General features: G+C 71.1%; 6 protein-coding genes and 1 tRNA gene. 3 read left to right on the forward strand and 4 right to left on the reverse strand.

Annotated elements, in window-relative coordinates; translation table 11 throughout:
* Window positions 1–31: 31 nt before the first annotated feature.
* The gene (locus tag ABD151_RS09495; RefSeq protein ID WP_343993654.1) at window positions 32–1030 is read right to left on the reverse strand and encodes an alcohol dehydrogenase catalytic domain-containing protein; all 999 of its coding nucleotides are present in this window, start codon (window positions 1028–1030) and stop codon (window positions 32–34) included.
* A gap of 236 nt (window positions 1031–1266) precedes the next feature.
* Here ABD151_RS09495 and ABD151_RS09500 point away from each other — a divergent pair, with 236 nt between their 5' ends.
* The gene (locus ABD151_RS09500) at window positions 1267–3210 is read left to right on the forward strand and encodes a hypothetical protein (protein WP_343993656.1); all 1944 of its coding nucleotides are present in this window, start codon (window positions 1267–1269) and stop codon (window positions 3208–3210) included.
* 358 nt (window positions 3211–3568) lie between these two features.
* Window positions 3569–5149, forward strand: a complete 1581-nt coding sequence (locus ABD151_RS09505) for an HNH endonuclease signature motif containing protein (protein ID WP_343993658.1) — start codon at window positions 3569–3571, stop codon at window positions 5147–5149.
* Window positions 5150–5290: 141 nt separating this feature from the next.
* Here the strand turns inward: ABD151_RS09505 and ABD151_RS09510 are convergent, their stop codons facing one another.
* Window positions 5291–5653, reverse strand: a complete 363-nt coding sequence (locus ABD151_RS09510) for a hypothetical protein (protein WP_343993660.1) — start codon at window positions 5651–5653, stop codon at window positions 5291–5293.
* A 143-nt stretch (window positions 5654–5796) separates the two neighbouring features.
* On the opposite strand from ABD151_RS09510, the gene ABD151_RS09515 reads away from it, so the two are divergent.
* The gene (locus ABD151_RS09515; RefSeq protein ID WP_343993662.1) at window positions 5797–7311 is read left to right on the forward strand and encodes an FAD-dependent oxidoreductase; all 1515 of its coding nucleotides are present in this window, start codon (window positions 5797–5799) and stop codon (window positions 7309–7311) included.
* Window positions 7312–7326: 15 nt separating this feature from the next.
* On the opposite strand, the gene ABD151_RS09520 is transcribed toward ABD151_RS09515, so the two are convergent.
* Together ABD151_RS09520 and ABD151_RS09525 are read right to left on the reverse strand one after the other, a co-directional pair.
* Complete coding sequence (locus tag ABD151_RS09520; RefSeq protein ID WP_343993664.1) at window positions 7327–11616, reverse strand: Ig-like domain-containing protein; 4290 nt, start codon at window positions 11614–11616, stop codon at window positions 7327–7329.
* Between the two features lie 202 nt (window positions 11617–11818).
* Window positions 11819–11894, reverse strand: a tRNA-Ala gene (locus ABD151_RS09525).
* Window positions 11895–11963: the final 69 nt, after the last annotated feature.

The following is an 11963-nucleotide window of genomic DNA, read 5'->3' on the forward strand; positions in this document are numbered from 1 at the left end:
TCCTCGACCGGCCCGGCTGTCGCTCAGTGGCTCACTTGCCGTGCGGCGCGACCACCGCGCGGGCGCTCAGCTCGCCCGCCTCGAGCTTGCGATAGGCCTCGAGCGCGTCGTCGAGCGCGAAGATCTCGACCTCCGGGGTGATCTTGCCCTCGCGGTAGAGGGCGACCACCTCGTGCAGCTCCTCGATGGTTCCCCAGTAGGTGCTGGACAGATCGGCCTCGTAGGGCACGCCGTAGAAGTTCCAGTCGTAGACGCCACCGGCGATGCCGACCACGGTGACCCGGCCCTTCAACGCCACGCTGTCCATCGCCAGCTTGATGGTCGGGGCCACGCCGACGAAGTCGAAGACGGCGTCCACGCCGCGGCCTCCGGTCAGCTCGCGGATCGCCGTCGCCTGGTCGGGTCCGCCGGGAACGGTGACGGCGCCCGCCTCCTCGGCCCGGCGCATCGCGTCCTCCTTGTTGTCGGTGGCGATCACGGTGGCGCCGGTCAGTGCCTTGAGGATCTGCACCCCCAGCTGCCCGAGACCACCGAGGCCGATCACCAGGGCGTACTTGCCGCCGCCCGCCAGCACCGGCAGCGCCCGCTTGATCGCGTGGTACGGCGTCAGGCCGGCGTCCGAGAGCGGCGCGGCTGCGACCGGGTCGGCGTCACCGAGCGGCACCAGGTTGCGCGCCGGGACCGCGAGGTACTCCGCCATCCCGCCGTCACGACCGAGACCGGAGGCCAGGTACGGCATGGTCGCCGCGTTCTCGCAGTAGGTGTCCTGCCCGCGTGAGCAGGCCGCGCAGTGACCGCAGCCGATCGGACCGTAGACCAGGTAGGCGGCGCCGATCTCGATCCCGGCCACGCCCTCGCCGAGCTCCTCGACCCAGCCCGAGTTCTCATGACCGAGGATGAAGGAGGGCTTGAGCTGCGCGGGCCCGAACTCCTCGGTGAACTCGCGGAACACCGCGACGTCGGAGTGGCAGGCACCGGCCCCCGCGACCTTCAGCAACACCTCGCCCGGGCCAGGCTTCGGCTTCTCCACCTCCTGCAACGAAGGCGCTGACTGGTACTTCTCAAAGACGACCGCACGCATCGGACTCTCTCTCCCTTGACTGGTACTGGCACGAACCGCAGAGAACGCTGACTGTGGCTCCTCCACTGAAGCACGCCGAGAAAACCGGCACCAGAAGGGCAGCCGGATCGATCAGCGACGCGGAGTCCCTATAGTCCTGAGCCATGAGCATCCGGCCCCGGGGATCCAGTTTCCGATCGATCGGAGTGCGTCGCGCGCTCCGGGCGGCCGGCGCAGCCGCCGTCCTCGCCTTGGTCGCCGTCCCGGTCTCGGGCGGCTCCGCGGCCGCCGACGACGAGACGCCGCCGGCCACTGCCAGTGCCGCACCCGCGTCGCCCGAGGCCGCGCTGGCGGAGAAGTTCGCCCCCGTGATGAGCCTGGTCGAGCAGACCGAGGAGTGCGGCCCGGGCGAGCCGTACGTGCCCAGTGACGTGGACATCATGTTCGACAACCCGTCGGTCGCCCTGCGCGGCCCGTGGACGCAGCGGGATCTCGTGAAGGCCGGCCCCAGCCAGGACGACGTCGCACAGGGGCTGCCCGGCTACGCGCTCGACCTGCCGGGCGACCCGCTCGACCCGCAGTGCAGCTACGAGAAGTGGGCGAATGCCCAATGGGGCAAGGAGCCGACGCCCACGATCTACGGCCGGGTCGCCTTCCAGGAAGGGCACGAGGGACGGCTCGCACTGCAGTACTTCTTCTTCTATCCGTTCAACGACTACAACAACAAGCACGAGACGGACTGGGAGCGGATCCAGTTGGAGTTCGAGGCCGACAGCGCCGAGGAGGCGCTGGGCCTGACGCCGGTCCGGGCGGTCTACTCCCAGCACTACGGCTCGGAGTACGCGACCTGGGGCGAGAGCCCGGACGAGAAGCTGGAGATCGTCGACGACACGCACCCGGTCGTCTTCGTCTCCGCCGGGTCGCACGCCAACCAGTTCAGCAGCGGCGTCTTCATGGGCAACAACGCCGAGCTCGGCTTCGGCTGCGACACCACGGCCGGCGACCAGCGCGAGCTGCGCCCGGTGGTGAAGACCATCCCGACCGATGACGAGGAGGCGGCCGAGGCCTTCCCCTGGACGCAGTACCGCGGGCACTGGGGCGAGGTCGGACCGCGCCGCTTCTACGAGGGCCCCACCGGCCCGAACCGCAAGCAGGCCTGGAACCGGCCGTTCTCCTGGTCGGAGAAGGCCCGCGCCAGCAGCTTCGAGGTGCCCGGCGCCGGCCTGGTCGGCTCGCGGGTCACCGAGACCTACTGCTCGGCTGTCGGCACCGGCAGCGACCTGTTCCGCACCTACGTCTCCTCCCCACTGAGCGTGCTCCTCGGCCTCGGCGTCGCCCTGCTCGCGATGCGCTGGCTGCTCGGCCGAACCCGTTGGGAGACGACTCCCCTGCCGCTGCGCCGGTGGCGCTCCGCAGGCCAGACGGCGAACGCCTCCTGGCAGCTCTTCCGTGCTCACATGGGCCTGTTCCTGAAGATCTCCGCGCCGATGGCCGCGATCACGGTGGCCTCGGTCGCGGCGCGGTCGCTGGGGTTCGTCTCCGGAATGCCGTGGTGGTGGCAGGCCCTGCTGGCGGTCGCTGCGCTCGGCTCGTTGCTGCCGGCGGCTGCGGCGACGGTGCACGCCATCGGTGCCATCGCCGAGGGCCGCCCGGTCACCGTGGCCGAGGCCTACCGCGGCTCCTGGCGCCCCGCGCTCGCGGCGCTGGTTCCCCTGGTGGTGGCCGGGGTCGTCATCGTCGGTTGCCTCGGGTCGTTGCTGCTGACGCCGATCGCCCTGCTGCTGTTGACCGGCTGGACGCTGCTGCTGCCGCTGGTGGTGCTGGACGGCGTCAGCGGGTTCCGGGCCTGGTGGCGGAGTCTCGCGCTGGCCTGGCGCTCGTGGCGCACGATCCTTCCGGTGGCGGTGTTCGCGCTGCTGTTGCTCACCACCGCCGGGTTGGTCATCGCGGCGCTGCTCTTCCTGATCTATCCGGCACCGTTCGTGATCCTCAACGCCGTGCCCCCGTTGATGGTGGCGCTGTTGTGGCCACTGGTGATGATCGCCTCGACCTACTGCCTCGCCACGGCGCAGGCGGCCGAGCAGGCCGCGAACACGCCGACGACCGAGGCGACGGCGGCGACGGAGGAAGCCGCGGGGCAGCAGGCGTAGGGCCGAGTGCCGACGAAGATGTCAACCGCGACCGTCGACGTCGGCCGCGTGAGCCAGTCGTGCACGGTCGTGATCGGAAGCTCAGCGGCAGCGGGCAGCAGCCCGATCAGGGTCTGCGCCTCGCCGTTGAAGTAGGCATCGGTCTTCGGACAAGGGGTGATCGCTGAGTCACAGAACGGCGCCGCCGTCTGGGAACCGCGCGGCAGCGACAGACCGACCACCGCGACGAGTGCGCAGCGCCCTCGGCCACCAGCGACCCACGCCGCCAAACGCGCTCGCGCGATTGTGTCGGACGTCACTCGTAGCGTGATTCGTGTGCTCGGGAACCACCCGAGACACCCGCCACTCGGAGGCGCACATGCCACGCATCACTCCCCCAACCGATCCACCCACTGCGACGGTTGCGCAGGACGCACTGGCGTTGAGCCAGCAGGCGATCTGCCAAGCCACGTTGGCGATCGAGGCCGCGCTCGACTTGTGTAGCGATGCTGAGCCGATCTACCTGACGACGGCGGAGAAGCAAGCTGTATTGCTGAAGATGCCGGTGTTGCAGGCGCGACTCACCGAGTTGAACTACCGGCTCCTGGCCTGTGCCTTCGACGTGGCCGACGCCCACGGCGCAAGGAACATCGGCGACTACCTCGCGCATGAGACCCACCAGGCCCACGGCACCATGGCCCGCGAACTGCGCACCGCTCGCGACCTCGACAGCAGGTGGATGCACCTGCACGCCGCACTCCGCGACGGCCGCGTCAACCTCGCCCAGTCCGTCGAGATCACCCGGTCCTTGAACGCACTGCCCGACGACCTCGACACCACGGTTCTCCGTGACGCCGAACGGACCCTCGTCGAGCACGCCAAGCAGTTCGGACCCAACGACCTCCGCCGGATGGGCAAACGCATCATCGACGTCGTGGCGCCGGAGATCGCCGAAGCCGTGGAAGGCAAGCGTCTGGCAGATGAGGAACGCTCGGCTCGCGAACGCCAGCAACTGACGTTGAAGCCGCAGGGCGACGGCACCACCCGGATCAGCGGCCTGCTGACCGACGGTTGCGCCAACCGGTTGGCCACCGCGCTCAACGCGATCACCAACCCGAGACGCGACCACCTCACCCCCGCACCCTGCGGGTGCGCGCCCGACACCGACGGCACCTACCGCGAGTCGTGCGGGGATCTGGAGTGCCCCGGCCACGATCCCCACCACGGCACCTTCGCCGATGCCCCCGGCGGAAGGCGTGACGACACGACCGGCACAGAACGCTCCTCGACATCTACCGGGCATGCCAGCAACCCCCGCACCTGCTGCGACGGGACCGCTGCCGTCGGCGGAAGCTACGGAAGCGGCGGGACCGCTGCCGCCGGCGGAAGCGACGGCAGCGGCGGCGGCACGAAGCCGAACCCCGTCCGCAAGCTCTCCACCCCACAACGCAACGCCCGCGCGCTCAACACACTCCTGGAGACGCTCGACCCGAAACGCCTGCCCCTGCACGGCGGAGACGCCACCACCGTCGTCGTCACCATCAGCCTCGACGCACTACGCAACGAGATCGGCACCGCAACCCTCACCACCCAACGCAACGCCTGGCACGACCGCATCAGCGCAGGCGAAGCAAGACGCCTCGCCTGCAACGCCGGCATCATCCCCGCCGTACTCGACGGCCAGAGCCAGCCGCTCGACCTCGGCAGAACCAAGCGCTTCTACAGCGCCGCCCAACACAGGGCCCTCGCGCTCATGCACCCCTACTGCCGAGCAGAGAACTGCCGCATCCCCGCCACCTGGTGCGAAGCACACCACAACAATCCCTGGTCCCTCGGCGGAAGAACCGACCTAACCGACGGCAGCCTGCTCTGCAGCAAACACCACCACTACATCCACGACCCCACCTACACCGTCGAACACCTCCCCCACGGAGGCATCCGCTTCACCCGGCGCACGTAGGCCGGGCGCTACATCGGCCCGCGACGCGAGCGGGTGCCACGCAAGCGCGCACCTGCGCCCACCGCAGCGCAAGCAACCGCGAGCGCCGACAGCGCCGCGCGGCGCACCTCAGCGCGCCGGCGTAGCCCGCTGCGCCTCCTCTCAGGCGTCGGTGACCGGCGCGGTGCGCGGGGTGCGGCGACCTTCCTCCAGGAAGCGCAGGATCATCTGGCTCGGTCCGCTCCAGAGGCCGAACAGCAGCGTGCCCCACAGGGCGCCCACACCGAGGGCCAGCCCGAAGCTCGTCATGGGCAGCAGCAGTCCGATCCAGAGCACGACCGAGACCGCCCACATCACGTTCACCATCCGCGGCATCCGCTCGCCCGAGCGCGCCAGCACGACGCTGCCCACCACGACGTAGAGCGCAGCGACCCACGGCAGCAGCCCGCCCCGCATGATCGTCGCCCCGATCACGACCTCCACGGCACCCACCGCTGCGAACACGAACAGAACGTCCTTGCGCATGGTCGACCTCAACTCTCCTCAGCCCGGACCCTCACGTTGCCGGCACGGCTCACGCTAGGCCATCCCCTTCCCCTGCACCGCAGAACCCCAGGTGGCCGTGGTCACCCCACATGCTCGGCCCACGCATCGGGTACCGCACCTCCATGTCCTCGTACTGGCTGGAACGAACGTCCTCCCTCAGCCCGGCTCCCGGCGCCTCGGCCGAGGCACTCCCCGAGGAGGCGGAGGTCGTGGTCGTCGGCGCCGGCATCACCGGGCTGGTGACCGGTCTCCTGCTGGCCCGCGCGGGACGGCAGGTGGTGGTCCTCGAAGCCCGGCGGGTGGGGGCGGTGACCACCGGCCACACGACCGGCAAGGTCTCCCTGCTCCAAGGCACCAAGCTCTCCCGTCTGCTCGACCAACAGCCCGAGGCAGCCGTGCGGCGCTACCTGGAGGCGAATCGCGAGGGCCAGGCCTGGCTGCTGCGCTTCTGCGACGAGGCGGCCCTCGGTGCCGAGCGTCGTACCGCGATGACCTACGCCGCCTCAGCAGAGCAAGGGGCCGCTGCGGAGGCGGAGCATCGGGCCGCGCAACATCTCGGCCTCACTACCCGGTGGGTCGAGCGGCCGGACCTTCCGTTCCCCGCCTTCGGTGCCGTCGCCCTGGACGACCAGGCGCAGCTCGACCCGATGGCGGTGCTCACTGAGCTGGTGCGCGAGCTCGGCGAGCACGGCGGCACGCTGATCGAGGGAGAGCGCGTGGTGCGGATCGGTGCCGGAGCGACGCCCGTGGTGCACACCCACAACGGCCTGCAGATCCGGGCGGACGACGTCGTGCTGGCGACCGGCACCCCGATCGTCGATCGCGGCGCACACTTCGCGAGGCTCGATGCGCAGCGCTCCTACGTCGCTCTGTTCTCCGGCGTCCAGGCGCCCTCGGAGATGCTGCTCTCCGCCGGTGCGCCGACCCGCTCGGTCCGCGAGGTCACCGAGGACGGCGCCTCCCTGCTGATGGTGGGCGGATCGGGCCACGGCGTCGGGCGCACCACCAGCGAGCGCCGGCACCTCGACGACCTCCGCGCATGGACCGCGCGGCACTTCCCCGGCGCGCAGGAGACACACCGCTGGTCGGCCCAGGACTACCGCTCCCACGACGGCCTCCCCCACGTGGGCACCCTGCCGTTGGGCGGCCATCACCTGCAGGTCGCCACCGGGTTCGACAAGTGGGGGCTGACCAACGGCGTCGCCGCCGCGCTGCAGCTCTCCGCCGAGCTGCTCGGCGGAGAGATGCCCTGGGCACCGCGACGCTCCGCGTTGCCCAGGGCGAGCGCTGCGACGACAGCGGTGTGTGCCAACCTCGAGGTCGGCGCCCGGCTGGCGGGCGGCTGGGCCGCCGCCGAGGCGAAGGCGGTGCCCGAGGATCTCCCCGAGGGCTCGGGCGTCGTCGGTCGGCACGGGCTCGACCCTCGCCCCGTCGCCACCGCCCGCGTCGCCGGACGCCTGTGCCAGGTCAGCGGCGTCTGCACCCACCTGGGCGGCATCCTGCGGTGGAACGATGCCGAGAGCAGCTGGGACTGCCCCCTGCACGGCTCCCGCTTCAGCGCGGACGGCGCCGTCCTGGAGGGCCCGGCCACCCGCCCCCTGGCCGCGGCACCCGCCGATGCCGCGACCCGGAGCTGATCAGCCGACCCGGGCTCACTCCACGCGCGTGATCGCCAGTCGCAAGGTGCTGGCCGGAGCACCGCCGGTGTTGCTGGTCAGCTGCAGCAGCTGTGCCTCGGTCTGGGTCCCGGAGATCTGGTAGCTCAGGAAGCCGCCACCCCGCAGCGTGGTGATCGCCGATGCCGAGAAGGGACCGAAGCCGTACTCGACGGGAACCTGCGGGTAGGGAAGGCTGTAGGTGCTCGGGAAGTCGGCGTTCATCCCCGCGAAGATGCTGCGGAAGTTCCACGTCGGGATCTGGACATCAGCGCTCGCCCCCAACAGCCCCGGGTAGTCGTCGACGGCGAGCGCCAGGCTCCAGCCGCCGAGCAGACGGTCGGTCGCGACACCGGTCCGCGCCGCCAGGTTCGCCGTGCCGGTGCTGGTGGAGTCGGTGAGCGCGGTCAGGAACGCGGCGTCCGAGGTGCCGTAGCGGTCGATCGCGTAGCGCAGCAGCGACCAACTGGTGGCGTACCAGTAGGAGGCGTTGTCCGAGGCGGTCGCGCCGAACGGCGACAGCAGCCGCGCATTGGTGCCGAACAGGAGCGTGTACAGCGAGGTGAAGTGACGCTGCATGATCGAGGCCGGACGCGCGGGCAGCGCGTCGCACTCGGCCGCCCCCGGGCGGGCGTCGCAGTAGAGGCTGTTCGGCGCGGCGGCCGTTCCGTAGCCGGTGTTGCCCTTCCACGGCACCCCGTAGACCGCCCCGCGTGCCCACAGCTCCTCGGCCATGCGCGCGGTGCCTTCCTCCAGCCACGGCTCCTCGAGCGGCGCCCCGTTGGCGGTGCGCGCCGCCATCGAGGCGACGTGCTTGCTCTCGTGGATGAACGTCGAGCGGACCGTGCGGTACCAGTTGTCGGGGGTGGCGCCGGTGTACCCGGTCCCGACCACGGTCGGCTGGTAGACGTAGAAGAACTCACCGAAGTTGCTGGCGCCGTTCAGCCCCGAGCCGGTGTACGGGCCACCGACGGCCGGCGACCCCGTGTCGTCGTTGGGGAACTGGTCGCAGCTGACCACGAAGCCGGCGACGCCGGAGAACGAGTTGTTGAGGCGCGGCGTGGAGAGCGCGACCATCACGCCGTTGTTGTCGGTGACGGCGTCGCGGCGCAGGATGTCGCCGAAGTTGTTGCGGACCACCGGCTCCATGTCGGCGTTGAACTGGTCGCCGATCTTGTCGTAGTAGTCGGCCATCGCCGGGTTGCTCGCGGCCTTCAGGCCGGCCGGGGTCGCGTCGTCCTCGTAGATGACCAGCTTGCCCTCGGCATAGACGCGGGTGGCACTCGCCACGTAGTAGCTGTTGCAGATGTTGCTGGCGTTGATGTCCGAGACCCGGAACTGCCGGGTCGACGGCAGATCGCTCGCCAGCGAGTCGCGTGGGGCACCGCGGCGCTTCACGCCCGCGGTGCCGAACTCCTCGCTCAGCAGCCGGTGCTGCTCACGGTTCTTCACCGCGAGCTCGTCGTGCGCGTCCTCGCCCGGCGCTGCCAGGGCCTCGGCACCGTCGTCGCCGTGGATCGCGTCGCCCGAAGCCTCGGCACCCGGACCGGCCAGCTCGTCCGAACGTGGTGCAGCAGCGGCCCGGCCGGGCGCCACGTCCGGGGTGACCGCCCCGGCGACGTTGCCCTTCAGCTGGAAGGGCGCGTTCGCGCTGGGGCTCGTCGCCGAGTTGAAGACCGAGACGACGTAGCGGCCCGGCCCGGCCGCGGAGGCGAGCTCGTTGCAGCCGATCTCCGCGGGGTCGGTGATCACCGTCGCCTCGCCCCGCGCCAGCTGGCGCGGGATGACCTGGAGCGGGTGGCTCACGGTGTTCGTGTCGACGCCGTCCACGACGGCCTTGACCGGTACCCCGGCGCCCGTCGGCACGCACGGCACGGTGACCGTCAGCGAGGTGGCGGTCGCTTCCGTCACCGGCGCGGTGACTCCGCCGATGGTGACGACGTTGTTCGCCGCGGTGGTGCTGAACTGCCGCCCCGTCAGGGTGGCGCTCTCACCCGGCTTGAGGGTGGCGGGCGCGATCGAGGTGATCGCCGGCCCGGGCGGCACCGTGGTGATGGTGAAGGTCTGCGGCGCGGAGGTGTCCGTGCCACCGTTGGCCGTGCCGCCGTCGTCGGTGATCCGCACCGTCACCGTCGCGGTGCCGGTCTGGGCGGGATCCGGGGTGAACCGCAGGACGCCGTCGGCGCCCACGCTCGGCTGGACCCCGAAGAGCTGGTTGTTCGAGTTGCTGACCGTGAAGCTCACCGTCTGCGAGCCCTCGCCGGGGCCGGCGCTGATCGCGGTCGCCCATGGGTCGACGACGTAGCCGATCGGGTCGCCGTTCTCCTCGGCGTTGGGGATCGAGGTCTGGTTCGGGCCGGCGGTGAAGCTCGGCGCGTCGTTGACCTGGCCGACGACGACCGGGATCTCGGCGAGGTCGAACTGGACGCCACCGCTCCCGGTGTTGCCCAGGTCGCCCACGGTGATCGAGAGCGTCTCCGGGCCGGAGTAGTTCGCGTTCGCCAGGTAGGACATGCCGGCGAGCGCCGCGTTGACGTCCGCCAGGGTGCCTTCGAAGGACATCGCGGCGTCGCTGGAGCCGTCGCCCACCAGGAAGGTCAGGCCGGTGATGCTGGACAGGTCGAGGCGCCCGTGGACGACGGCCAGCGCCACGGAGAGCGGGCTCGTGCCCGCGTCCACGTCCGCCAGGCTGAGGCCGGAGAGCTGTGCCGCGGCGTCCTCCAGGGCCGAGAAGGAGGCCGGCGCGGTGATCACCGGTGCGTCGTTGACGGCCTGGACGCTCACCGCGCGGGTCGCACTGTCATCGAGGCCGGCGTCGTCGACGACATGCACGCTCAGCGTGCGACCGGCCGTGTTCGGGGCCTCGGAGCCGTTGGCGTAGGTGACGGCGCGCAGGGCAGCCTGGTAGGCGGCCGGGGTAGCCTCGCCGTCGAGGGTCAGCGTGCCGGCCGCGTAGGAGGCGGTGATGCCGGCATGCGTTCCGCCGAGCGCCAGCACGTCCTGGCCGGCGGCGAAGCCCGCGCTGATCGCCACGGTGGCGCCGGTGATCTCGCCGTCCAGGTCCACGTCGCTCAACGTCAGCCCCGGGTCGACCGCGGTGGCGGGGTCGCCCTCGGCGTACGCCGTCGTGCCGGCGGAGGTCTCCAGCACCGGAGCGTCGGGCAGGCAGGTGACGCTCACGGTGACGGTCGCGGTCACGCCGTCGCTGAGCGTGTAGGTGAACGAGTCGGTCGCACCCTCGACGCTGCAGAAGTCCGGGTCGGGCTGGTAGGTGATGGCGTTGCCGCTGCGGATCGCGGTGCCGTGCGCCGGCGAGGTGATCGTGGTGATCGACAGCGGAGCACCCTCGGGGTCGGCGTCGTTGGCCAGCACGTCGAGCGGATTGGGGGTCGAGTCCTCGTCGACGGTGAAGGTGTCGTCGACGGCCGAGGCGGGCTCGTCGGCGTCGGTGACCGTGATCGTGAACGGGCGCTCGATGCTGAGCCCGGTCGAGTCGGTGGCCCGGACCGCGAACGTCAGAGCGGGCGTCGTCTCGTGGTCGAGCGGGGCCGTGGTCACCAGCCGCGCGCCGTCGATGCGCAGCGAGCCGGTGCCGGTGCCGCTGCCCGGCACCAGCGCGAAGGTGTGCGTGCTCGCGGTGTCCGGGTCGGTGGCGCTCAGGTTGCCGACGAAGGTGCCGGCCGGCTCCTCCTCGGCGACCTCGTCGCCCGACAGAGTGATCGCGGTCGGGCGGCGGTGCTGCTCGACCTTCTCGCAGGACGGCGTGACCCGGTCGAAGGGGTCCGCACTGACGGCGTCACTGCCGGGGCCGCAGACCACCGTGTCGCTGGGGCCGCGGCGCTCCCGGGCCCGCAGCTCGTCGTTGCCGGGACCGCCGGCGAGCCGGTCCGCGCCGGTTCCGCCGGCCACCACGTCGGTGCCGATGCCGCCACGGACGTCGTCGGAGCCCTTGCCGCCGATCACCGTGTCCGCGCCCCGGCCGCCGCGCACCAGGTCGTTGCCGGTGCCGCCGTCGAGGTGGTCGCGGCCCTGACCGCCGCGCAGGTGGTCGTTGCCGGGGCCGCCGATCAGGACGTCGTTGCCCGGGCCGCCGTGCAGCACGTCGTCGCCGCCGAGACCGTGGATCCGGTCGTTGCCGCCAAGCCCGCAGATGACGTCGTCACCGCGGGTGCCGCGCAGCACGTCGTCGCCGTCGGTGCCGACGATCGTGCACCGATTGGTGTTCTCCGGCGCTCCTGCGCCCGGGTCCGCAGCGGCTGGTGCGACCAGCCATCCGGAGGTGAACACCGCAACGACTGTGGCTACCTTGACCAGCACTGGAATCCCCTTTGTCGGCTGCCCCCACCGGCAGCCTAGGGGGAAGCGGAGGCTGTCCTCACCGGAACCGGAATTCCGAGACTGCTTGAGCGCGAGCCGGGCCGAAGCGGTCCAGACCGCCGACGCCGATGCCCAGGAACGACGAAACCGGCCTCATCGAGACCGGTTCCGGTGGTGGAGCTTAGGGGATTCGAACCCCTGACCTTCTCATTGCGAACGAGACGCGCTACCAACTGCGCCAAAGCCCCAGGTGCGCCTTGCGACGCGCTCACAAAGATAGCACCAGGTGGAGCCGCGCTCCGAATCCGGTCCACGAA

It is taken from the genome of Nocardioides dubius, assembly GCF_039528155.1.
In the GTDB taxonomy this organism is placed as follows: domain Bacteria; phylum Actinomycetota; class Actinomycetes; order Propionibacteriales; family Nocardioidaceae; genus Nocardioides; species Nocardioides dubius.